23 protein-coding genes are annotated in these 22,780 nt (G+C 61.7%); 14 read left to right on the top strand and 9 right to left on the bottom strand.

What is annotated here, in order from left to right; translation table 11 throughout:
* Positions 1–67: 67 nt before the first annotated feature.
* The gene (locus tag OS035_RS27855; RefSeq protein WP_183777584.1) at positions 68–598 is read right to left on the bottom strand and encodes a TIGR00645 family protein; all 531 of its coding nucleotides are present in this window, start codon (positions 596–598) and stop codon (positions 68–70) included.
* Between the two features lie 158 nt (positions 599–756).
* Here OS035_RS27855 and OS035_RS27850 point away from each other — a divergent pair, with 158 nt between their 5' ends.
* Both OS035_RS27850 and OS035_RS27845 read left to right on the top strand, forming a co-directional pair.
* On the top strand, positions 757–2,436 hold the full coding sequence (locus tag OS035_RS27850; RefSeq protein ID WP_097626635.1) for a formate--tetrahydrofolate ligase: 1,680 nt from the start codon (positions 757–759) through the stop codon (positions 2,434–2,436).
* Positions 2,437–2,565: 129 nt separating this feature from the next.
* The gene (locus OS035_RS27845; RefSeq protein WP_183777585.1) at positions 2,566–2,727 is read left to right on the top strand and encodes a hypothetical protein; all 162 of its coding nucleotides are present in this window, start codon (positions 2,566–2,568) and stop codon (positions 2,725–2,727) included.
* Here the strand turns inward: OS035_RS27845 and OS035_RS27840 are convergent, their stop codons facing one another.
* Positions 2,728–3,705 (bottom strand): extensin family protein, encoded by a 978-nt coding sequence (locus OS035_RS27840; protein ID WP_183777657.1) that lies wholly within the window; start codon positions 3,703–3,705, stop codon positions 2,728–2,730. It lies immediately after the preceding gene.
* Positions 3,706–3,730: 25 nt separating this feature from the next.
* Between OS035_RS27840 and OS035_RS27835 the strand changes: the two genes are divergently transcribed.
* The 7 genes from OS035_RS27835 to queF all read left to right on the top strand — a co-directional run bounded on the left by OS035_RS27835 (position 3,731) and on the right by queF (position 11,274).
* The gene (locus OS035_RS27835; protein WP_183777586.1) at positions 3,731–3,949 is read left to right on the top strand and encodes a hypothetical protein; all 219 of its coding nucleotides are present in this window, start codon (positions 3,731–3,733) and stop codon (positions 3,947–3,949) included.
* Between the two features lie 10 nt (positions 3,950–3,959).
* Entirely contained in the window at positions 3,960–6,209 is a 2,250-nt protein-coding gene (locus OS035_RS27830; protein ID WP_310805228.1) for a TonB-dependent hemoglobin/transferrin/lactoferrin family receptor, read from the top strand.
* A gap of 267 nt (positions 6,210–6,476) precedes the next feature.
* Complete coding sequence (locus OS035_RS27825; protein ID WP_183777588.1) at positions 6,477–8,666, top strand: anthranilate synthase; 2,190 nt, start codon at positions 6,477–6,479, stop codon at positions 8,664–8,666.
* 112 nt (positions 8,667–8,778) lie between these two features.
* Positions 8,779–9,018, top strand: a complete 240-nt coding sequence (locus OS035_RS27820; RefSeq protein ID WP_003561395.1) for a hypothetical protein — start codon at positions 8,779–8,781, stop codon at positions 9,016–9,018.
* A gap of 15 nt (positions 9,019–9,033) precedes the next feature.
* Positions 9,034–9,705 (top strand): DUF2161 domain-containing phosphodiesterase, encoded by a 672-nt coding sequence (locus OS035_RS27815; protein ID WP_097626640.1) that lies wholly within the window; start codon positions 9,034–9,036, stop codon positions 9,703–9,705.
* 190 nt (positions 9,706–9,895) lie between these two features.
* Complete coding sequence (gene emfA / locus OS035_RS27810; RefSeq protein WP_097626642.1) at positions 9,896–10,810, top strand: CDF family cation efflux transporter EmfA; 915 nt, start codon at positions 9,896–9,898, stop codon at positions 10,808–10,810.
* Entirely contained in the window at positions 10,810–11,274 is a 465-nt protein-coding gene (gene queF / locus OS035_RS27805; protein ID WP_003581211.1) for a preQ(1) synthase, read from the top strand. Before emfA ends, queF begins: the two co-directional genes overlap by 1 nt.
* A 135-nt stretch (positions 11,275–11,409) precedes the next feature.
* Here the strand turns inward: queF and OS035_RS27800 are convergent, their stop codons facing one another.
* On the bottom strand, positions 11,410–12,186 hold the full coding sequence (locus tag OS035_RS27800; protein ID WP_183777591.1) for a DUF2076 domain-containing protein: 777 nt from the start codon (positions 12,184–12,186) through the stop codon (positions 11,410–11,412).
* A gap of 278 nt (positions 12,187–12,464) precedes the next feature.
* Between OS035_RS27800 and OS035_RS27795 the strand changes: the two genes are divergently transcribed.
* The 3 genes from OS035_RS27795 to leuA all read left to right on the top strand — a co-directional run bounded on the left by OS035_RS27795 (position 12,465) and on the right by leuA (position 16,510).
* The gene (locus OS035_RS27795; protein WP_097626644.1) at positions 12,465–13,049 is read left to right on the top strand and encodes an ATP-dependent Clp protease proteolytic subunit; all 585 of its coding nucleotides are present in this window, start codon (positions 12,465–12,467) and stop codon (positions 13,047–13,049) included.
* 134 nt (positions 13,050–13,183) lie between these two features.
* Positions 13,184–14,413 carry a benzoate/H(+) symporter BenE family transporter gene (locus OS035_RS27790; RefSeq protein WP_097626646.1) on the top strand — a complete coding sequence of 410 codons (1,230 nt, stop codon included), beginning with the start codon at positions 13,184–13,186 and terminating at the stop codon, positions 14,411–14,413.
* A 363-nt stretch (positions 14,414–14,776) separates the two neighbouring features.
* On the top strand, positions 14,777–16,510 hold the full coding sequence (gene leuA, locus OS035_RS27785) for a 2-isopropylmalate synthase (protein ID WP_097626648.1): 1,734 nt from the start codon (positions 14,777–14,779) through the stop codon (positions 16,508–16,510).
* A 346-nt stretch (positions 16,511–16,856) separates the two neighbouring features.
* Here the strand turns inward: leuA and OS035_RS27780 are convergent, their stop codons facing one another.
* The 4 genes from OS035_RS27780 to OS035_RS27765 form a co-directional block, all read right to left on the bottom strand.
* Complete coding sequence (locus OS035_RS27780; protein WP_183777592.1) at positions 16,857–17,699, bottom strand: anti-sigma factor family protein; 843 nt, start codon at positions 17,697–17,699, stop codon at positions 16,857–16,859.
* Position 17,700: 1 nt separating this feature from the next.
* On the bottom strand, positions 17,701–18,210 hold the full coding sequence (locus OS035_RS27775; protein WP_183777593.1) for an RNA polymerase sigma factor: 510 nt from the start codon (positions 18,208–18,210) through the stop codon (positions 17,701–17,703).
* 180 nt (positions 18,211–18,390) lie between these two features.
* Positions 18,391–18,951: a tetratricopeptide repeat protein gene (locus tag OS035_RS27770; protein WP_183777594.1), complete on the bottom strand. Its 561-nt coding sequence runs from the start codon at positions 18,949–18,951 to the stop codon at positions 18,391–18,393.
* A 158-nt stretch (positions 18,952–19,109) separates the two neighbouring features.
* Positions 19,110–20,018 carry a metallophosphoesterase family protein gene (locus OS035_RS27765; RefSeq protein WP_054182557.1) on the bottom strand — a complete coding sequence of 303 codons (909 nt, stop codon included), beginning with the start codon at positions 20,016–20,018 and terminating at the stop codon, positions 19,110–19,112.
* A gap of 70 nt (positions 20,019–20,088) precedes the next feature.
* Here OS035_RS27765 and OS035_RS27760 point away from each other — a divergent pair, with 70 nt between their 5' ends.
* Positions 20,089–20,568 (top strand): NUDIX domain-containing protein, encoded by a 480-nt coding sequence (locus tag OS035_RS27760; protein ID WP_183777595.1) that lies wholly within the window; start codon positions 20,089–20,091, stop codon positions 20,566–20,568.
* 14 nt (positions 20,569–20,582) lie between these two features.
* Here the strand turns inward: OS035_RS27760 and OS035_RS27755 are convergent, their stop codons facing one another.
* The gene (locus tag OS035_RS27755; RefSeq protein WP_183777596.1) at positions 20,583–21,569 is read right to left on the bottom strand and encodes a glutathione S-transferase family protein; all 987 of its coding nucleotides are present in this window, start codon (positions 21,567–21,569) and stop codon (positions 20,583–20,585) included.
* A 227-nt stretch (positions 21,570–21,796) separates the two neighbouring features.
* On the opposite strand from OS035_RS27755, the gene OS035_RS27750 reads away from it, so the two are divergent.
* A complete protein-coding gene (locus OS035_RS27750) occupies positions 21,797–22,360 on the top strand; it encodes a GNAT family N-acetyltransferase (protein WP_097626825.1) in 564 nt (187 codons plus the stop codon).
* Position 22,361: 1 nt separating this feature from the next.
* On the opposite strand, the gene OS035_RS27745 is transcribed toward OS035_RS27750, so the two are convergent.
* Positions 22,362–22,778: a GNAT family N-acetyltransferase gene (locus OS035_RS27745; protein ID WP_097626660.1), complete on the bottom strand. Its 417-nt coding sequence runs from the start codon at positions 22,776–22,778 to the stop codon at positions 22,362–22,364.
* Positions 22,779–22,780 lie beyond the last annotated feature (2 nt).

Here is a 22,780-nt window from a genome sequence, read left to right as displayed (position 1 = left end):
ATGGCCCATCGCTGTTGCCCGTGGGCGACTGCTTGTTGCCGGTCTGAAATTGTTTTTCTTCCGCCGGCTACTCCTTATCCTTCAAATCATTCTTCGACGTCACGCTCATCAGCTTCTCCAGGAAGCCGAGCATGACGGCGGAGGCGACGAAGGCGAGGTGCATGAGCGTCAGCCACATGATCTTGCCGTCGGCGTATTTGTCGGCGTTGAGGAAGACCTGCAGCAGGTGGATGGAGGAGATGGCGACGATCGAGGAGGCGACCTTGATCTTCAGGCTGCCTGAATCAAGCTTGCCGAGAAAGGAGACTTCGTTGTCGGCTTCGCTCGCTTCATCGAAGCGGCTGACGAAATTTTCATAGCCCGAAATCATCACCATGACGATCAGGCTCGCGACGAGAGCCGCATCGATCAGGCTGAGCATGGCAAGGATCATCTCCGCCTCGTCGAGGGCGAAGACGCCGGAAGCGATCTTCAGCAGCTTGTAGCCGAAGGAAACGGCATAGACGGCGAGTGCCCCAACCAGGCCGATATAGAAGGCGACGAGTATCCAGCGGCTCGACAGGATGATGCGCTCGATGATCAGTTCCAGTGCCTTCATGTCTTCACCCTATAAAACCGCGATCGTTGACCGCCACATAAACATCCGGCGTGGCCGCTGCAAGGCGCAGTGCTATTCACACCTCGCCGATATTTCGCTATCCCGATGAGAGGGAAAACGCCTCCGCGCCCCGCGGTAGGCCGGGACGGGGAACATCCATGCCATCAATCAAATCCGATATCGAAATCGCGCGCGCTGCGGCCAAGAAGCCGATCTTCGAAATCGGCGCGAAGCTCGGCATTCCGGTCGGGCAGCTCGTCCCCTACGGTCACGACAAGGCAAAGGTCAGCGCCGAATTCATCGCCGGGCAAGCGGACAAGAAGGACGGCAAGCTGATCCTCGTCACCGCGATCAATCCGACGCCGGCGGGCGAGGGCAAGACGACGACGACCGTGGGTCTCGGCGACGGGCTGAACCGGATCGGCAAGAAGGCCATCGTCTGCATCCGCGAGGCTTCGCTCGGCCCCTGCTTTGGTGTCAAGGGCGGCGCGGCCGGCGGCGGTTATGCCCAGGTCGTGCCGATGGAAGACATCAACCTGCATTTTACCGGCGATTTCCACGCGATCACCTCGGCGCACAATCTGCTGGCGGCGATGGTCGATAATCACATCTACTGGGGCAACGAGGAAAATATCGACATCCGCCGCATCACCTGGCGGCGGGTGATGGATATGAACGACCGAGCGCTCAGGAGCATGGTCTCCTCGCTCGGCGGTGTCGCCAACGGCTTCCCGCGCCAGGGCGGGTTCGACATCACCGTCGCCTCCGAGGTGATGGCCATCCTCTGCCTCGCCACCGACCTCAAGGATCTGGAACGGCGTCTCGGCGACATCATCATCGGCTACCGCTTCGACAGGACGCCGGTGCATGCGCGCGATCTCAAGGCAGATGGCGCCATGGCGGTGCTGCTGAAGGATGCGATGCAGCCGAACCTCGTGCAGACGCTGGAGAACAATCCGGCCTTCGTGCATGGCGGGCCGTTTGCCAACATAGCCCATGGCTGCAATTCGGTGACGGCGACGAAGACGGCGCTGAAGCTCGGCGACTATGTGGTGACGGAAGCGGGCTTCGGGGCCGATCTCGGCGCCGAGAAATTTTTCGACATCAAATGCCGTAAGGCCGGGTTGAAGCCGGATGCGGCGGTCATCGTCGCAACCGTGAGGGCGCTGAAGATGAATGGCGGGGTGAAGAAGGAGGAGCTCGGCACCGAGGATGTCGCGGCGCTGAAAAAGGGCTGCGCCAATCTTGGCCGCCACGTCGCCAATGTCCGCCGGTTCGGTGTGCCGGTGGTCGTGGCGATCAACCATTTCATCTCCGATACCGACGCCGAAATCGCGGCAGTGAAGGAATTTGTTTCGAGGCTCGGCGCCGAGGCGATCCTTTGCCGCCACTGGGCGCTGGGTTCGGCCGGCATCGAGGAACTGGCGCACAAGGTGGTGGAGCTCGCCGAATCCGGCCAGGCGAAATTCCAGCCGCTCTATGGCGACGATGTTTCGCTGTTCGAGAAAATCGAGATCGTCGCGTCGAAGATCTACCATGCCGGCGAGGTGACGGCCGACAAGGCGGTGCGCGACCAGTTGCAGATATGGGAGGAGCAGGGTTACGGCAAGCTGCCGGTCTGCATGGCCAAGACGCAATATTCCTTCTCCACCGATCCGAGCCTGCGCGGCGCGCCGGAAGGCCACATCGTTACCGTGCGCGAGGTGCGGCTTTCAGCGGGAGCTGGCTTCGTCGTCGCCATTACCGGCGAGATCATGACCATGCCCGGGCTGCCGAAGTCACCGTCGGCGGAACGGATTTTCCTGAATGAGCAGGGTTATATCGAGGGGTTGTTCTGATCCAGGGATGGCTTTCCAGCGCTCGAGCAGACACCGCTCGCGACGCTTTTCAAAGTCTGGGTCGATGAACAGCCAGATGAAAAGGCTTTGCAGCGCGCCGAGGAACAGCATTCCTATAGCAGGAAGCCAATGCAATCGACCCGTAAAAATGAAGCCGACGGCGACGATCAGGAGAACCGAAATGATACTCGCTATGATTTTCATTGGCCGCTGACCCCATTCCCCAAGTCGCAGCTTCCATTTGGTTATTTTCGCTGCACGATTCAAGCGAGGATCGCGGCCATTGAATGATCAGTGGCAGTAGCGATAGCCGCCTTTCCTTTCGATCACGTCGAGGTGGAAATGGGTTTCGTGGGCGGCGTCGCTTTCGGGATCGAGGACGGTGGTGAAATAGAGGCAGCCGGCGGCGCTGACGGTGCGTTGGAAGGCGCCGGTCAGCGTCGCGTCCTCGCGGCGGGAGCGGACGGCGACGTCTTCGCCTTTCTCGAAATGGAAGCTGGCAATGTCGATGGCATTGCCACGGGCATGTTCGGAGATCTTGCCGGTGCCGGCGCTGTTGCGCAGGCGGCACATATAGGAGGTTGCCTGGTTGACTGTCGTGAGGCGGCCCTGCTCCGGCAGAGCGGCAGAGGCTGCCGGAATAACATTCTCTTTCATCCAGCGGGCAAGGGCGAGTGCGGCCGGGCAGCGGACCGTCGCCTCCGGCTTCAGCGTGATGCCGGGCAGGGCTTCGGAAACGATGATCGGCTTGTCGATACCGCAGCCGTTGCCGTCGTCGATGCGTGGGACATCCTTGAAGACGACGCCCAAGGCCTTAAGCGCAGCGGTGCATTCGGCGTGCTCGGCATCGCTTTCCGGTTCGATCGTCAGATGCTGCTCTTCGAGCGTCTGCTCGGCGGGCGGCTTGTTGTCTTCCTCCGGCGTTTGCGGGCCTTGGCCCGGCGGGAGCGGCGGGCCCTGCATTGGTTCCGCCGGTTCGGGTTTTGCCGATTCGGGTTTTTTCGGTTCGGTGGACGGCGCCGCCGGCTGGTCTGGTGCAGGGGTCTCCGGTTCCTTCACATCAGGTTTTGGCTGAGGTGCCGGCACATCATTCGGTGCCGGCGGTTCAGCCTTATCAGGGAGTGGAGAAGGGCTGGTCGAACCGGCAGCATCCGGTCGAGGCTGGGGTAGGGGACCGTGCGGCGGCAGGCGGGCACCGGCAAGAAAGGTGGCTGCGGCGAGAAGGATCGCCAGTATCGAAAGTTTTCTCAACGCATCCGTTTCCGTCATGTCGATTGCGTAGGGGTAACGCATTATGGCGATTTTCGTTGCAATTGCGCAACGTCAGGAAACATGGTTAAAACTTGATCAATTTATTCAACATATTTTGCCGGTTTATGTTGACAGAACTTGTCATGTTTTTTATGCGGCAAAAAGAGGGCGGAATTCTGCATCGCCTTCATCCGCAAAAGCCCAGCCAGCCCCTCGAGCGTTCGACGCGCCACGACCAGCCAGCCCGGTAATCATCATTTAGAGGGTAGGTTATGATCGTCCGGTATTGGCGCTCGGTGCTATTGGTCTGCACGGCAGCCGCATATGTTCTTCCAGTTTCGCAGTCTTTCGCGCAAAGCGCCGCGGCAACCACGCCGCAAGCGACGACGGATGACAGCACCGTCCTGCAGAAGATCGTCGTCAAAGGCAAACGCGTGGCGCCGGGCAGCGTCGCCGACACGCCGCTTGCAACGGAGATCACCGACAAGCAACTCGACGAGAAACAGGTCACCAATCTCGAAGACCTCGGACGCAGGGTCGATCCCGGCGTGAACTTCTCCCGCGGCGATGCCGGCGTCAATCTGCGCGGCCTCTCCGGCGCACGCATCCTGACCGTGGTGGATGGCATTCCAATCCCCTATCTCTCGAACAGCGCACGCCAGGGTGCATTTGCGCCGGCCAACGCCAACGGCGGCGGTGACACGTTCGATTTCAACTCTCTGTCGTCGCTCGATATCGTGCGCGGCGCGGATTCCAGCAAGGGCGGCTCGGGCATGCTCGGTGGTGCGATCGTCGTCAACACGCTGGAGCCGGAGGATATCATTCCGGAAGGCCGTGACTGGGGTGCGATCGTCAAGTCTACCTATGACAGCGAAGATAGCAGCCTTTCCGGCTCGGCGGCCGCGGCGAAGAAGATCGGCGGCACGTCAATCCTGTTTCAGGGCGGCTACCGCAAGGGCCATGAGCGGGCGAACATGGGCAACACCGACGTCTATGGCCGGTATCGCACCGAGGCCGATCCCGCCGATTTCGACCAGCACAACCTGCTCTTCAAGCTCCGCCAGGACCTGGAAGGCGGTCATCGCATCGGCCTGACGGCGGAACGGTTCCGCCGGGATCTCCAGACAGACCTGAGAGATCTGCAGGGAACCGGACGCACCTACATGATCGACAACTATGACGGCCGCGAACTGCGCGACCGCGATCGTGTATCGCTCGACTATGACTATGAAGCACAGTCCTCGGATGCATTCTTCACCAGCGCACGGGCCGTCCTTTACTGGCAGGATCTGAAAAAGGAGTCGGGCAGCAAGGGACGCACAGCGGCCAATGTCGCCTACGGCCGCAACAACGAGATCGAAAATAAGACCTGGGGCTTCCACGGCACGGTCACCAAAGATTTCGAATATTCGAACGTCCGCCATTCGGTAAAGGCAACGCTCGACGCGACGACGTCGGCCTGGAGCCAGTACAGCTCCGCGCTTTGCCCGACGCCGACCACGTGCCCCTCGCTCAACAACCAGTCGGAAGTGCCGGATGTTGACAGCAAGACGATGGGCCTGTCGATCGAGGACAAAATCGAGTTCGGCGATACGAATTTTGCGCTGACGCCGGGCATTCGTTTCGACTGGTTCAGCTATGATCCGTCGACGGGTGGCGGTTTCGCCAGCAACCCCGCGCTTGCAAAATTCGGTGCGCTGTCCGATCGCAGCGATCAGCATGCTTCGCCGAAGGTGCTTGCCACCTACGAGCTGACACCCGATGTGCAACTCTACACCCAGTTGTCGTCGGCCTTCCGCGCCCCGACTGTCGACGAACTCTATAGCCGCTTCTACAATGCGGGCGGCAATTATGCCCAGCTCGGCAATCCCGACCTGAAGCCCGAGACCGGCTACGGTGTCGAAATGGGCGCCAATTTCGACACAGGCGATTTCAACGGTCGTCTGGCGCTCTTCCACAACCGGTACCACAACTTCATTGAAACGGTGACGAGCGTCAACGCCTCCACCGGTATCACCGAGTTCAACTATACCAACATCAGCAGTGTGACGATCTCGGGTGTCGAAGCGAGCGCCGACAAGACGTTCAATAACGGCATCAACCTGCACGCCGCACTTGCCTATGCTTACGGCAGGAACGAGGAAACCGCCCAGCGCCTGCGCTCGGTGGCGCCCTTCAAGGCGATCGTCGGCGGTGGCTGGAGCAACGAGACTTTCGGCTTCGACCTTTCCTCGACGCTTGCGGCGGGCATGCTCACCGATCATCTCAAGACTGTCGGCTCGACCGCCGATACGACCTTCGATGCGCCCGGCTATGCAATCGTCGACCTGACCGGCTGGTGGACGCCGGAACAGGTGCCGGGCCTGCGCGTTCAAGCCGGCGTCTACAACATCTTCGACCAGGAATATTTCAATGCGCTCGCCGTGCGGGACGTCAATCTTGTCTCGACGGCATCGCAGCCGCGCGATTGGTATTCCGAGCCTGGCCGTACCTTCAAGGTCTCGCTCACCAAGACCTTCTGATTGTCGATACGCCTTCGAGGCTGGGGAGAGGGCGGCTTTCGGGCCGCCTCTTTCATTCGCGCAATCGCCTCTTGCGCGGCGGCTGATCTCAGGCTAACAATTTTTCCATGATCAAGTCCTTGAACATTGCTGTTTGGTGGTGGGCTCGCTAAGGCGGCCTCGACCAATCGTGTCCAAAGACGACGACGAGTGAGCCGCCCGAAACTTCGAGGCGGCTTTTTTATTTATCGCCGCCTGTCGTCCGGGCCCCGATAACGGAGTGGAACAATGGTAACGATCCTGCGGGATGATGGTGCGGAAATCTACGAGACCAAGGGCGGGATATCGGTCACGCGGCAGCGGCGTGCGATCCCCTACGGCGACGCGGTCTCTTCCTATATCGACAAGCTCGATGAGCGCCGCGGTGCGGTGTTCTCGTCGAACTACGAATATCCGGGCCGTTATACGCGCTGGGATACCGCCGTCGTCGATCCGCCGCTCGGCATCTCCTCCTTCGGGCGCGATGTCTGGATCGAGGCCTATAACGAGCGCGGCGAGGTGCTTCTCGGCTTCGTGACCGAGCGGCTGAAGACGGTCTCCGACCTCGTGCTCGGCGCTTCCTCCGCCCGGCGCCTCGACCTTTCCGTCAAGACGCCGGACCGGGTGTTCACCGAGGAAGAGCGCTCGAAGATGCCGACGGTCTTCACCGTGCTGCGCGCCGTTACCGACCTCTTCTATTCGCAGGCGGATGCGAGCCTCGGGCTCTACGGCGCCTTCGGCTACGACATCGCCTTCCAGTTCGACGCAATCGATCTGAAGTTGACGCGGCCCTCCGACCAGCGCGACATGGTGCTTTACCTGCCCGACGAGATCCTCGTCGTCGACAATTACGCCGCCAAGGCCTGGATCGACCGTTACGATTTCGAAAAGGGCGGCGTGACGACCGAGGGCAAGGCGCAGGATATTGCGCCGGAGCCTTTCAAGCACACGGATGCCATTCCGCCGAAGAGCGATCACCGGCCGGGCGAATATGCCGAGCTCGTCACCAAGGCGAAGGAAAGTTTCCGCAAGGGCGACCTCTTCGAAGTCGTGCCGGGGCAGAAATTCATGGAGCGCTGCGACAGCAAGCCTTCCGACATTTCCAGGCGGCTGAAGGCGATCAACCCGTCGCCCTATTCCTTCTTCATCAATCTCGGCAGCCAGGAATATCTGGTCGGCGCATCGCCCGAAATGTTCGTGCGCGTGTCCGGCCGCCGCATCGAGACCTGCCCGATTTCGGGCACGATCAAACGCGGCGACGATCCGATCGCCGACAGCGAGCAGATCCTGAAGCTTTTGAATTCCAAGAAGGACGAATCCGAGCTGACCATGTGCTCCGACGTCGATCGCAACGACAAGAGCCGCGTCTGCGAACCCGGCTCGGTCAAGGTGATTGGCCGCCGGCAGATCGAGATGTATTCGCGCCTGATCCATACGGTCGACCACATCGAAGGGCGGCTGCGCGACGATATGGATGCCTTCGACGGTTTCCTCAGCCACGCCTGGGCCGTCACCGTCACTGGCGCGCCGAAGCTCTGGGCGATGCGCTTCATCGAGAGCCATGAAAAGAGCCCGCGCGCATGGTATGGTGGGGCGATCGGCATGGTCGGCTTCAACGGCGATATGAATACCGGTTTGACGCTACGCACCGTGCGCATCAAGGACGGCATCGCCGAGGTGCGCGCCGGCGCGACGCTGCTCAACGATTCCATTCCAGAGGAAGAAGAAGCCGAAACAGAATTGAAGGCCTCCGCCATGCTTTCCGCCATCCGCGATGCCAAAACGGGCAATTCCGGCAAGATCCAGCGCGACGTCGCAAGCGTCGGCAAGGGTGTCAGCATCCTGTTGATCGATCATGAGGACAGCTTCGTTCACACGCTCGCCAATTATTTCCGCCAGACCGGGGCGACGGTTTCGACCGTGCGCACGCCGGTGCCGGACGAGATCTTCGACCGGCTGAATCCTGACCTCGTCGTGCTGTCGCCGGGACCCGGAACGCCCAAGGATTTCGACTGCAAGGCGACGATCAAGAAGGCGCGGGCGCGCAACCTGCCGATCTTCGGCGTCTGCCTCGGCCTGCAGGCGCTCGCCGAAGCCTATGGCGGGGAACTGCGCCATCTGGCCCTGCCGATGCACGGCAAGCCGTCGCGCATCCGCGTGCTGGAGCCGGGCATCGTCTTCTCCGGCCTGTCGAAGGAAGTGACGGTCGGCCGTTATCACTCGATCTTCGCCGATCCTTCGACGCTGCCGCGCGAGTTCATCATCACGGCGGAAAGCGAAGACGGTACGATCATGGGCATCGAACATGAGAAGGAGCCGATCGCCGCAGTGCAGTTCCATCCGGAATCGATCATGACGCTCGGCGGCGATGCCGGTATGCGGATGATCGAAAATGTCGTGGCGCATCTGGCCCGCAAGGCGAAGACGAAGGCTGCTTGATGGCTATCCGCCCCGCCCTTCCTTGTCACGGGAAGGGCGGGCGGCCATTCAGCGGTTGACTTTATCGTGCAAATCAGAACATTTCAGGAACGATTAACCGGGAATTATCGCCGTGGCCAATGCTGAAAAGTTCATCGTGCTCCCTTACCGCAAGAACCGCGGCAATCTTGTGCCCGGCGAAATGCGCCAGGCGTCGAACTCCGTCAGCGCTGAAAAGATCGCCTCGGCGATGGCTGAGCGGTTCGTCGGCGTGGCGGCCTATGCCGTGATCGTCGACGAAGAAACCGGCGACATGTCCTCACCGCGACTGCTCGCCCGATATGGCGAGATTGCTGATCTCAACGCCGCCTGAGTCGCCGTTTTCGCTGTGGAAACGTCGCTCTACCTGCCGGTCAAAACTTTCCTCGAAGCGGCCGGTTATGTCGTGAAGGGCGAGGTCGCCGGATGCGATCTCGTCGGCTTGAGCGAGGGCGAGCCGCCGGTCGTGGTGGTCTGCGAACTGAAACTTTCCTTCAACCTCGAACTGCTTCTCCAGGCAGTCGACCGCGCCGCCATCAGTGATGAAGTCTGGATCGCGGCCCGCGTTTCGGCCAAGGGGCGTGGGCGGGAGGCCGATAAACGTTACCGCGACCTCTGTCGACGGCTCGGCATCGGCATGCTCGGCGTCTCCGACGGCGGTGAGGTCAGCGTCATCGTCAGTTCCGTCTCGCCGATGCCGCGCACCAATCCGAAGCGGCGCACGCGCCTCGTCAAGGAGCATCAGCGCCGCCGCGGCGATCCTGCCGTTGGCGGCGGCTCGCGGGCGCCGATCATGACCGCCTACCGTCAGCAGGCGCTGCTTTGCGCTTCGGCACTCGATCGGGGAATCGTAAGGCCTCGAGATATGAAGGCGCTGACGTCAAAGGCCGGTCCGATCCTGCGCGACAACGTCTATGGATGGTTCGAGCGCCAGGAAAAGGGCGTCTACGCGCTGACGCCGGCAGGGCAGGCCGCTCTCCTGCGCTGGCCGCAGGCTGACCTTTCCTACCCGATCGGCTGAGTCGCGCCGCAAGGCAGCTTTCCGGCGAGGGGCGGCAACGCCTGTGAACGGAGTGGCATTCTCCTTTGACAAATCCATCATCATCGCCCATATCACCCTCAACTGGGCCGCCTGCGCGACATTCGCGTGGGCGGTTTTGCGTTTCAATGGCTTGGACCCTGCAATTCATTCGCAACCGCAGGAGGACGATATGAGTGACAACGGCGATCTTACGGTTAGGACGCTGGCGATGTGGGGCATTCCGCTGTCGCTCGGCGTCATGGGCCTGAAGATGGTGGCTTGGTGGGTCACCGGATCGGTGGCGCTGCTGTCGGACGGGCTCGAATCGACGGTCAACGTCGTTGCCGCCTTCATCGCCTTTTTCGTCATTCGCTATGCGCAGAAGCCGGCCGATCACGACCATCCCTTCGGCCATCACAAGGCGGAATATCTGTCGGCGGTCACCGAGGGCGTACTGATCGTGGTCGCCGCACTCCTGATCGTCAACGAGGCGATCGGCTACCTCGCCGAGCCCCGCATGCTCGATGCGCCGGTGCTCGGGCTTGCGATCAATTTCGCGGCCGGTGTCATCAATGCGGTCTGGGCGCGGCTGCTGATCCGGACCGGGCGCAAACATCGCTCGGCCGCACTTGCCGCGGACGGGCAGCATATCTTGTCGGATGTGGTGACCTCCGTCGGCGTGCTCGCCGGCCTGCTGCTGGCGCTGGCGACCGGTTATGCGATCTTCGATCCGGTGCTTGCCATTCTGGTTGCCGTCAACATCATCTACCAGGGCTGGAAGGTGATCTCGCAATCGATCGGAGGGCTGATGGACCAGGCCGTTGAGCCGCGCGAGGAGGAGGCGATCAAGCAGGCGATCGCCACCCATGCGTCAGGCTCGATCGGCGTACACGACCTGAAGACCAGGCGGGCCGGCGCCGTCACCTTCATCGATTTTCACATGGTGGTTCCCGGCACTATGTCGGTGCGGCAGGCGCATGATATATGCGACCGCCTTGAGGATGCCATCAGTGCGGTGCACGAGGGCGCCAAAATAGCCATTCACGTGGAGCCGGAGGGCGAAAAGGCCCATGGAATCCGCGTCAAAGTCGTCAAGGAGGCATGATGCCGAATACCGATGTTTCCAGCCTTTCGATGCTGGGCCAGCAAACCGAAACCGCACAATCGCCGGAGCAGGCAGTGCTTGAAAAAGTGCCGTCCAACCATGCCGGCACCGATTACGTCGTGCGCTTCACCGCGCCGGAATTCACTTCGCTCTGCCCGATGACCGGACAGCCGGATTTCGCCCATATCGTCATCGATTACATTCCGGGCGAATGGCTGGTGGAATCGAAGTCGCTGAAGCTCTTCCTGCATTCCTTCCGCAATCACGGCGCTTTCCACGAGGATTGCTCGATCTACATCGCCAAGCGCATCGTCGAGCTGCTTGATCCCAAGTGGCTGAGGATCGGCGCCTACTGGTATCCGCGCGGCGGCATTCCGATCGACGTCTTCTGGCAGACCGGCAAGCCGCCGGAAGGTGTGTGGCTGCCGGAGCAGGGCGTCGCCACCTATCGCGGACGTGGGTGAGCCGCGGTCGGGCGCAGCCCGAGCAATCGATCCAGTGAATCGATTGCAGCGGCGAACGCCCTGAGCCCAAGCGAAGGGCCGGGATACGGTGCGGCAATCGAATACCAATTGCCACCCATCCTTGTCGGTTGAACCTCAAACATCCGTAACGTCGTCACTAGACGAGTCATCGCTGTAATCGTCGCCGTCGTCATAATCGGCCTGCTGCACATTGTCGTTGTCGTTATTATCGGCCGCATTGTCGGACGCCTGGCCAGTGTCGTCATTGCCATAATAATTGTTGATGACGGTTTCCTCGGTAGGCGCGCTGGCATTGCCGAAAGGGTTGGCGCCGAAGGGCGAGCCCCAGCCGAGCGAGGACATGTGATTGCCGAAGATGCCGCTCAGCGAATTGGCAAGCAGCATGCCGCCGGCAACGCCGGCTGCCGTGCCGAGCGCGCCGCGCAGGAAGCTGCCGCCGGCGGACGGCGCATAGGCCTGCTGGCTCCAGGGGCCGGTTGGTTGTTGCTGCTGCGGCTGGCGGCCATCGCGGTCGTAGCCGCGGGAATCGTCGTAGGCGCGGGACTGCTGACCCCAGGGACCGTGATTGGAAGGGACGGGTGCCGGCTGCTGCGTCTGGGTGTTGCCGAAGATCGAGCTCAGGAAGCCGCCGCCCTGTTCGGCCTGGCGGTGCTCACTCGCGCCGGCTTCCAGCTGGCGGACATGCTCTTCGAGTTCCTTGATATGATTGGCGGCCGCTTCCAGTCCCTTTTCCTGAACGATGACGGCCTGGGCGAGATAATAGGTGGCGGAGGGCTGTTCGCGCGTTGCCTGGTCGATCAGGGCCTCGGCGTCGCGGTCGCGCGGCTGGGCCGCTGCTGTGCGCACACGGTCGAAGAGGGCGGTCAGCAATTGGCGTTCTTCGGGTGACATGTCTGCCTCCTGTTGGTCCGAAGCGCTCTCGTATCCGACCGGACGCGTAAAGCGCTCCATGGTTTTTCGGTGCAGCTATCGCTGCGTGAGGTTGAGGTAGGAACCGATTCAGGCTTTTCAAAGCCTTTCACCGTTACATTTCAGTAAGGCTTGCAGAACGGCCCGCGGCTTCTTAAGGATATCTCCATCGCTTCGGTGCCTTGTGTTTTTCCCACATTGTTTTAGGCATTGAGTCGCACTATGTGCGGGGAAGCCGAATTCATCTCCAAGAGGTTCGAATGAACGACGAAGACCAGGACGACAAGACGAAGGAACTGCCGCTCGGCAAGGAAACGGAGGCGAATCTTTTCAAGTCGCGTTCGATCTTCATCTACGGACCGATCAATCAGGAATTGGCGCAGAAGGTCTGCTCGCAGCTTGTGGCGCTTGCCGCGGCCAGCGACGAAGACATCCGCATCTATGTGAATTCGCCCGGCGGTCACGTCGAATCCGGCGATTCCATTCATGACATGATCAAGTTCATCAAGCCGAAGGTCTGGATGATCGGCACGGGCTGGGTCGCCTCCGCCGGCGCGCTGATATATGTCGCCGCTCCGAAGGAGCAGCGCCTGTGCCTGCCGAACACCCGCTTCCTGCTGCACCAACCCTCGGGCGGCACGCGCGGCATGGCATCCGACATCGAGATCCAGGCACGGGAGATCATCAAGATGAACGAGCGCCTGAACAAGATCATGGCGGCAGCCACCGGCCAGCCGCTCGAAAAGATCGCCAAGGATACCGATCGCGATTACTGGCTGTCGGCCGAAGAGGCGAAGGACTATGGTCTCGTCTCGCGGATCGTGACGTCGCAGGCCGATATCTGAGTTTTCTCATGTAGTGTTATTGAACGCCCTCGCCTGCAGCAGCAGGCGAGGGCGTTTTGTTTCTGCCGGAAGACACAGGTGCTGAACGGAAGGAGCTGAATTCGGACTTGCGCGGGCGGCAACCGTCATGCTCCATGCGTCATTCCCGCAGTTCGAGTTCCGCCATGCTCAAAGATTTTTCCGTCCAGGCCTTGTTCATGGGGCTGCTGACCGCCTTCGTCGGCTCCGCCAGCTCCTTTGCCGTCGTGCTGCACGGGCTCGAGGCGGTCGGCGCCACGGATGCGCAGGCGGCCTCGGGGCTGATGGCGTTGTCTATCTCCATGGGCATCTGTGCGATCGTGCTCAGTGGGGTGACCCGGTTGCCGATCAGCATCGCGTGGTCGACGCCGGGTGCCGCACTGCTCGCAAGCACCGGGCCGATTGAGGGCGGCTTCAATGCGGCGGTCGGCGCATTCCTGATATGCGGCGCGCTGATCGTCGTCGCCGGGCTGTTCAAGCCGCTCGGCCGGGCGGTCGCCGCCATTCCGGCGCCGCTTGCCAATGCGATGCTCTCCGGCGTGCTGATCGGCCTCTGCTTCGCGCCGGTGAAGGCGATCAGCTTCAATCCCGTGCTCGGCCTGCCGATCGTCGTCGCCTGGATCGTCGTAGGCGCCTTCAAACGGCTCTGGGCGGTGCCGGCGGCACTCGCGGCCTTCGTGCTGGTGCTCACCTTCGGCGTCGATATTCCGGACGGCTCTCTCAGTTCGCTCGAACAATCGCTGGTGCCGGCGGCTGAAATCGTCCGGCCGGTGTTCAGTCTCGCCGGCCTTGTTTCGATCGCGCTGCCGCTGTTCATCGTCACCATGGCCTCGCAGAACATTCCGGGTATCGCCGTCTTGAAGGTCAACCACTACGATCCGAAGGCCGGTCCGCTCTTTGCCGTCACCGGCTTTTTCTCGCTGCTGTCGGCGCCGTTCGGCGGCCACGCCGTCAATCTGGCGGCGATCACGGCGGCAATGTGCGCCGGACAGGATGCCCACGCGGATCCGAAGCGGCGCTATTGGGCGTCGCTGACCGCCGGCGTCGGGTATGTCATCCTCGGGCTGCTTGCCGGCGCGGTGACGGCTTTCGTCGCGCTTGCGCCTCCGATCCTGATCGAGGCGGTGGCCGGGCTGGCGCTGGTCGGGGCTTTCTCCTCCTCGGCGATGTCGGCCTTCCAGGCGCCGGAGTCGCGCGAGGCGGCGGCGATCACCTTCCTCGTCACCGCCTCAGGCGTTTCCTTCGGCGGCATTTCCGGCGCTTTCTGGGGCCTGATCGCCGGCGGGCTGATGCTGGCGCTGTCGCGGCTGGTGAGCGTTTGGAAAGACCGACGCCAGCCGCGGTAGCGGAATGGCGCTGCGCCTTCGGCGGCCAAAAGCCCGAGCAAGGGCTTGCCAGTTTCCCGGCCCAAGGTTATAAGCGCGGCCATGAAGACCACTGGCGCCAGAATTTCAGACACGATTGCACGCGGCCGCATCGCCCTGCGTGACAATACGCGCGCCTTGACCTCGCTTCTTCTCCTCGGCCTTACGCGCGGTTGCCGGGTCCTTTGAGGAGCGCCCGGCGGCCGAAAGCCCGCCCGGCGATTGCTCCTCGCGATTCATTTTCAAAATTGACCTAACGACCGACAAAGGTCCGCATTTGTTTATCGCCAAGCCTGACACGATCGGCTAAGAGCGGGGCAAATGCCGGGACGAGGAGACGATACGATGAATGCAAAGACGCAATTCTCCGAGGGAAAAACGGCCTCCGCAAAAGGCATGCCGGACGCTGCGGTGAAATACCGGGCCTATCCGCAGGTAAACATTCCCGACCGCACCTGGCCGACAAAGACCATCACCAAGGCGCCGGTCTGGTGCTCGGTCGACCTGCGCGACGGCAACCAGGCGCTGGTCGACCCGATGGGCCACGACCGCAAGGCCCGGATGTTCCAACTGCTGCTGGAGATGGGCTTCAAGGAAATCGAGATCGGTTTCCCCTCCGCTTCGCAGACCGATTTCGATTTCGCCCGCTGGTGCGTGGAAGAAGGCAACGTGCCCGCCGACGTCTCCCTGCAGGTGCTGGTCCAATGCCGCCCGGAACTCATCACCCGCACCTTCGAAGCACTGGAAGGCGCAAACCGGCCAATCGTGCATTTTTACAACTCGACCAGCGAGCTACAGCGCCGCGTCGTCTTCGCCAAGGATGTGCAGGGCATCAAGCAGATCGCCGTCGATGCTGCCAAGATGATTACCGACATGGCCGTCAAGGCAGGCGGCGGCTATCGTTTCGAATATTCGCCCGAGAGCTTTACCGGCACGGAACTCGAAGTGGCGCTGGAAATCTGCAATGGCGTCATCGAGGTGGTCAAGCCGACGCCCGATAACAAGCTGATCATCAACCTGCCGTCCACTGTCGAGATGGCGACGCCGAACGTCTATGCCGACCAGATCGAGTGGATGTGCCGCAACCTCGACAATCGCGAGAATCTGATCATCTCCCTGCACCCGCATAACGACCGCGGCACCGGCATCGCCGCTGCCGAACTGGCATTGCTGGCAGGCGCCGACCGTGTCGAAGGCACGCTCTTCGGCAATGGTGAGCGCACCGGCAATGTCGACATGGTGACTATGGCGTTGAACATGTTCACGCAAGGGGTCGATCCCGAGATCGACTGCTCGAACATTGAGCGTATCAAGGAAGTGTTCGAATATTCCAACCAGATGGCGATCGGCGAGCGTCATCCTTACGTCGGCGAGCTGGTCTATACGGCCTTCTCGGGCTCGCATCAGGATGCGATCAACAAGGGTATGAAGGCGGCGCAGGTCGCCAACCACCCCGTCTGGGAAGTGCCGTACCTGCCGATTGATCCGCGTGACGTCGGCCGTTCCTACGAGGCGATCATCCGCATCAACTCGCAGTCCGGCAAGGGCGGCATCGCCTATATTCTGCAGCAGGATTACGGGCTGAACCTGCCGCGCAACCTGCAGGTGGAGTTCCGCGAGGATATCCAGCGCATTACCGACGTCGAGGGCAAGGAGCTTCCTTCAAAGCGGATCTACGACCGTTTCATCGAGCGCTACGTGACGCAGCCCGATGGACGCCTCAAATTCGCCGACCACCACACCTATCCCGATACCGAGCACAAGGGCCAGCGGATCGTGGCGGCCGAGATCACCGACAATGGCGAGATCAAGCGCATCGAAGGGCGCGGCAACGGTCCGATCGACGGCTTCATCAATGCACTGTCGCATTATCTCGGCATCGAGATGTCGGTAGAGGATTATTCTGAGCATTCTCTGCAGCACGGCTCGAACGCGGCGGCGATCTCCTACGTCGAGACCTCCTATCCCGGCGGCAAGCTCTTCGGCGCCGGCATCAATACCAACATCGTCGCGGCATCGCTGGAAGCGATCGTCTCGGCGGCCAACCGCGTGCTCGATGTGAAGGCCGGCAAGGCTTGATCTTCGACGGAATCAGGCCGCGATCGCTTCGGTGCGGCGCGGTCTGATGAGGAGATTGGCTTCGTTGAGTCTTCGGTGAGCGCTAGCCAATGAAAGGCGTGCCATGCGGCTCCCTCATCCGCCCTACGGGCACCTTCTCCCCGAGGGGACAAGAGGGGAGCAAGCTTTCTGCCCTGCCTTCCCACTGCAGACGTTTTAAGAGCGAGAGGTTGCCGCATGTCTCTTCTCCCTTGGGGAGAAGGTGCCGGCAGGCGGATGAGGGGCTGCTGATGTTGATAATCGATTTTGCCATGGTGCCACCTCAGCTCCGCAGGCGGTAATTATTGGCCACGGACGACAGCCGGCATCATATCGCCGTAGCGATCTTCATGGCGAGTTGGCCGAGGGCCGCCTCGGCGGAGGGGCCGGCAAGCACGTAGGAGGTGCCGGCATTGTGCCATGTCACCAGACCGATCTCGTCCTTGATGGTTTCTTTGAAGTCGTCGGTCTCCGGTGGCTGCGCGTCCTTGCGGAAGCAGATGGAGATGACGTCGCCGTCGGCGTTGGAATAGACGAGCTGGCCGACAGGGCGGCTGTCGCCGAGGATGACGCGCGCGCCCTGGAAGGTCCAGGCTTCGGCGCTGAGATCAGGCACGCGGAAGGGCACGCCGATCGCGGTCGTCAGCCAGCTGGAGATTTCCTCGGCCTGCGAGGCGGGCACTTCGACGAGATGGCGAGGCTGGCGGATCAGCAGGCGCTGATAGGCGGTGACGTCGCCCAGCCAGTCGCTGGTATTGGCCGGCGCCGTCGCGGAGGCCGTGGTGGCGATTTCGTCGGCATCCGGGCTGGTGCCGACGAAATAACCGATACCGCAACCGACGGCGAAGAGAATAAGCGCGGCGGCCAGCGCCTGCGGGCCGCTCGGCGCCAGTTTCACCGGCGGGCGCGTGGCGCGCTGCGCGATCGGCGTCTTCGGCGGCTGCGTGCTCTTGATCGAGCGGACGAGGGCGAGAGGCACAGGCTCCTTCAGGATGTCGTCGAGACGGCGGCGGCCGAAATCGGCGCCGTGGCGCAGTTTCTCGTGCAGCCGTCGCGCATTCTCGTCGGTTGCCAGGCGCTGCTCCAGTTCGTGGCGCTGTTCGGGCGAGACCTCGCCATCGAGAAGGGCGGTAAGCTGGGCTTCGAGCGGCAATTTCCTAAGATCGAGCAATTCAGTACCTGTGGATCGGGTGGGTGCCGGAAAGCCCGGCAAAATGCAGCCTTGCGGTCGCGAGTTGCGAGACAACATTTGCCACTGGCGTGCCCATGATGTCGGCCGCCTGCTGGTAGCTGTGGCCTTCGACGTCGACGAGCAGGAACATGCTGCAAAGGCCTTCCGGCATATCGGCGATCATGCGATGAATGGCGTCGGGATCGACTGCAGCCGAGCGCTCGCGCGCGGCCTCGCGAATATCCGTGACGTTGCCGCGGACGGAAGCCTTCGGCTTGCGCTTGCGGCTATCGTCGGTCCATTGCTGGCGGGCGAGCATGTAGATCCAGCTTTCCAGGCGGCCTTCACCACTCCATTGATGGCCCTTTGCGATGGCGCGCTGACAGACGGCCTGGACGAGTTCGTCGGCCATGGCCGCCTCACCCGCGAGCGTGATCGCGAAGCGGCGAAGGCGGGGCAGAAGGCCGACGAGATCACGCCGGAGATCGATGGTCGTTGCGGGTTGACGCATTGTCTATCCAAGAAGCATTCACAATGGTTTCGCGGACGATGGGTTCGCCTCGGCCGCGAAGCCGGCCTTATCGACGCCGCATGTGCTTTATGAAGCAAGTCTCCTGCACTTCGCAAGCATCCGGCTGTCTTCATCCCCTTTTCTCAAAGGATTTTCGTATTGTGGCCCACAAAACTTGCGTCAATATGTCTTGTAGCCGTTCAAGCTTTGCAGCAGAGCGCGATAGGCCCATGTCCCTTCGCCGCCGCGATCGCGGATTTCGACGAGCTGGACACGGGCGCCCTGGATGTCTCCCTGTTCCACCAGCGCCATGCCCATGTAGGAGCGGGCAAGGATGTAGTTCTCATCCGCCTGCAGCGCCCTGCGGTAGTAGGACATGCCGAGTTCCATGCGGCCAGCCTTGCGATTGGCGTAGCCAAGATAGTTCAGGATGCGCGGGTCGTTCTGGTTGCGGGCGAGATTGAGCACGGTGATGGCATTGTCATACTGGCCGGCATAGGCAAATTCGCGGCCGAACTTATAGAGATCGTCGTCGTTGAAGCTGCTCTTCTTCGGGTTGACGCATTCCTTCTTGGCTTTGTCCCAGACCTTGCCGCCGGTGCAGGTCTTGGTCGTCTGGGTCTTCGGCGGCGGATTGGTGTCATCGTTGTTGTCGCCCACCGCGAAAGCAGCTGTGGCGATGCCGAAGGCAAAGCCGGCGGCGAGCGAAAGTCTGGACAGGTGACGGAAGGAAGAAGTCATTGGCGGGCTCCGTTCTGAGGCGATGCGTTGGCCGGATTGTACGCTTACCGCTAAAAATACCAAGAGGGTAAGCGGCCGCCATGGCAATTGCTGCGGCGATGGCCGGGCCTCCTCTGATATCGGTTCAAGTGTTGGAGGAAAAGAGTCCGGAGCCGGCGCTAACGCGCGAAAATATCTGCGCTTTCCGCCATCACGGCATCGCCGGACCGGTTGACGCTGAAGCGTTCGCCGCTGAGTTCCCAGGCGCCGGGAGATCCGTCGATGGAGAAGAGGTTGTAGGCGGCGGGTGGCTTGATGCTGCCCGGTCCTTGCGAGGCGGAGGCGATGCCGACGACGGGCACCGGCTGCACCTGGCCGCGCAGCCAGTGCAGCGTGTTCAGGTGCGTGTGTCCGTGCAACACAAGTTCGGCGCCGCCGGTCGAAATCACCGCGGCGAAGCGGCGGATGCCGATCATCCGCTTGTAGAAGGTCGTGGCGCCGCGGATCGGCGGATGATGGATCATCACGACCCGGAAGAGACCGGCTTCGCCGGCCGCTCGCAGCATGTTGACGGTATCGCGGGCCTGGCGCGCACCGAAAAAGCCGGAGGCGGCAAAGGGAGGGGTGGCGACCGCCGTCGAGCAGCCGACGATCGCGACTTTGTCGCGGATGCGCAGATAGGGAAAAATATGGCGGTCTTCCTGCCATTGCGGCGGGGAGAGATCGCCGCGGACATACTCGTACCAGGCGCGCATCGACTTCTCGTAGGCCCCGGGCACATAGGCGTCGTGATTACCGGGAACCACCGAGGTGTCGGCCGGATCGCCAAGCGCGCGCAGCCAGGCGGCGGCGGCGCGGATCTCGATACCGCTCGCGAGATTGACGAGGTCGCCGGTGACTGCCAGATGATCCGCCTCGTGGGCGCGGATGTCGTCGAGCAACAGATCCAGCGTGCTGCCGAAAAGGTGCTTGCGTCGATTTCGATGCCAGTTCACAAAGCCCGTTATGCGTTTTGAAAACAGCTCCTGGATGGAAAGACGGGGTAACGGCCCGAGGTGGACGTCGGAAATATGCGCGAGCTTGAACATGCTACGAGACATAGACCAGCTTATTGACAAATCAAACACATCCGGCGCGATGAAGGGCTGAAACGGAACGATGGTGGATAAAGAAAAGCGGCCTCTTCATATCAGAACGGCCCTGCGCCTTCTGCATGTCTATTTCTCCTTCGCCCGCGGCATGACGATGGGCGTCAGGGCCGCCTGCTTCGATGCGGAGGGGCGGATTTTTCTGGTGCGCCACAGCTATATCGGCGGCTGGCACATGCCGGGCGGCGGGCTGGAACGCAACGAGACGGTCGAAGAAGCGTTGGCTAAGGAATTGCGCGAAGAGGGCAACCTCAGGATCATCGGCAAACCGCAACTGGTCCAGGTCTATTTCAACACCACCAATACTCGCCGCGACCATGTCGTGTTCTACCGGGCGACTGTCGAGCAGACGGCGCCGCGCCCGCCTGACTGGGAGATCTCCGACAGCGGCTTCTTCCGGCTCGACAGCCTGCCTGAGGGTACGACCAAGGCGACGCATCGCCGCCTTGCCGAGCTTCGAGGCGAGCAGGAGCCCGACCACCGCTGGTGAGGGCTCCACATTTTTTAAGCCGCGGCAAGCTTCGCACGTCCATGCGGGCTGTCGAGATCGAGCGCCGGGCCGACGGGAACGATGCCGGTCGGATTGATGGTCTTGTGGCTGCGGTAATAGTGCTGCTTGATATGCGTCAGGTTCACCGTCTCGGCAATGCCTGGCGTCTGATAGAGATCTCTTAAGTAGCCGGGCAGGTTGCGGTAGTCGGCGATCCGGCGGATGTTGCATTTGAAATGGCCGACATAGACCGGGTCGAAGCGCACCAGCGTCGTGAACAGGCGCCAGTCGGCTTCGGTCTGACGGTTGCCCAGGAGATAGCGGCCTTTGCCAAGACGTTCGTCGAGCATGTCGAGCGTTTCGAACAGCTTGCCGACATTTTCCTCATAGGCTTCCTGCGTGGTGGCAAAGCCCGCCTTGTAGACGCCGTTGTTGACGGTGTCGTAGACGGTGGCGTTCAGCGTGTCGATTTCGGCGCGGAGATCCTCGGGATAAAAATCGGTCTTCGAGCCGGTCAGCCCGTTGAAGGCGCTGTTGAACATGCGGATGATCTCGGCGGATTCGTTGCTGACGATCGTGCCGGTCTTTTTGTCCCACAGAACGGGAACGGTGACGCGGCCGGAATAATGCGGATCGGCCTTGACATAGATCTGCCAGAGCGTGGCTGAACCGAAGAGCTGGTCGCCGGTGGCGCCGTCGCCGACTTTGAATTCCCAGCCATTGTCGAGCATCAGCGGGTCGACGACCGAGACTGAGATCAGCTCCTCCAGCTTCTTCAGCTTGCGGAAGATCAGCGTGCGGTGCGCCCATGGGCAGGCAAGCGAGACATAGAGATGATAACGCCCGGCCTCGGCCTTGAAGCCGCCGCTGCCGGAAGGGCCGGCCTCACCGTCGGATGTCACCCAGTTGCGGAACTGCGAGGGCTGCCGCTTGAACTGGCCCTTGCTCTCCTTCGTGTCGTACCAGACATCATGCCAGACGCCGTCCACCAGCATTCCCATGATCTTCATTTCCTTTGGTTGCGTGTCGGGATCGAAGTTAGCTGAGATAGCGGGGCTTTGCAGGCGGTAAAGGTTGAACAGTGTGTCACGTTGTTTTGGCGCTGCATAATTTCCAGTGCTGTCGTGTGCATTTTGCGTTGGACGGCGGAAATTTTTCCTGCTATCGGCCTTTCACGGTTTTAGGATTCCTGCCTGATGTTTATTGCCAGAAACCCGCGACGACGCTGATGCTCCCGAACGCCCAAGGCGTGTTCGAGACCCATCAATCTGTCCATCCGGTTTCTGCCATCATGTACAAGCACGATCTCGTCTACCTCACCGAAGACGCGTCTCATGACGCCGCCATCGAACATATCAACGAAGAAGCTTTTGGGCCGGGCCGCTTCACGCGGGCGGCAGCGCGCATTCGCGAGCAGGGGCCGCACGATCTGTCGCTCTCCTTCATCTGCACCGATAATGGCGAGACGATCGCTTCCGTGCGCATGACGCCGGTGCTGGCCGGCACGGTGAAGGGCCATCTTCTCGGCCCGCTCGCCGTCCGTCCCTCGCACAAGAATCAGGGCATCGGCCGCGAACTGGTGCGGATCGCGGTGGAGGCGGCCAGACGCAAGGGCTCGGAAGCCGTGATCCTCGTCGGCGATCCGCCCTATTACGGCCCGCTCGGCTTCCAGAAGGTTGCCTACAACGCGCTTTCCTTTCCAGGCCCCGTCGATCCCGGCCGCGTGCTCGTCGTGCCGATCGCCGAGGATGCACACGAGCGGCTGAAGGGCATCATCGCCTGGCACGGATGATTTACAGACGTTTGCGGAGGAAGCTGCGCGTGCGGCCTTCCGGGAAATCCTCAAGCTCGCCGAAAACTTCATAGCCCTGGCGCAGATAAGCGCTGAGAGCCTGCGGGCTGAAGGTGTCGATCCAGGCGCCGCGGCATCCTCGTGCTTTCGCTTCTTCTTCGGCTTTTGCGAGGAGCTTGCCGGCGAGACCGGTGCCGCGCAACGTGTCGGGAATATAGAGCATCTGGGTGAAGAGCCAGCCCCAGGCGGTAAAGCCCGACAGGCCGCCGGTCAGCTTGCCGTCGGTATCGCGGATGAGAACGGCAAGCGGCCGGCGATCGGAGGGGCCGACATCACTCGCGTTGAAGGCGGAGAGCGCATCGGTGATCGCCGCCAGTTCCTCCGGCGAGGGTGAGGCGGTCAGCTCGAATTCCGACATCA

This window comes from Rhizobium sp. 268, assembly GCF_036571585.1.
Classification (GTDB): Bacteria; Pseudomonadota; Alphaproteobacteria; order Rhizobiales; family Rhizobiaceae; genus Rhizobium; species Rhizobium redzepovicii.
The sequence above is the reverse complement of the archived record's forward strand: the minus strand, read 5'-3'. Positions and strand labels throughout refer to the sequence as shown.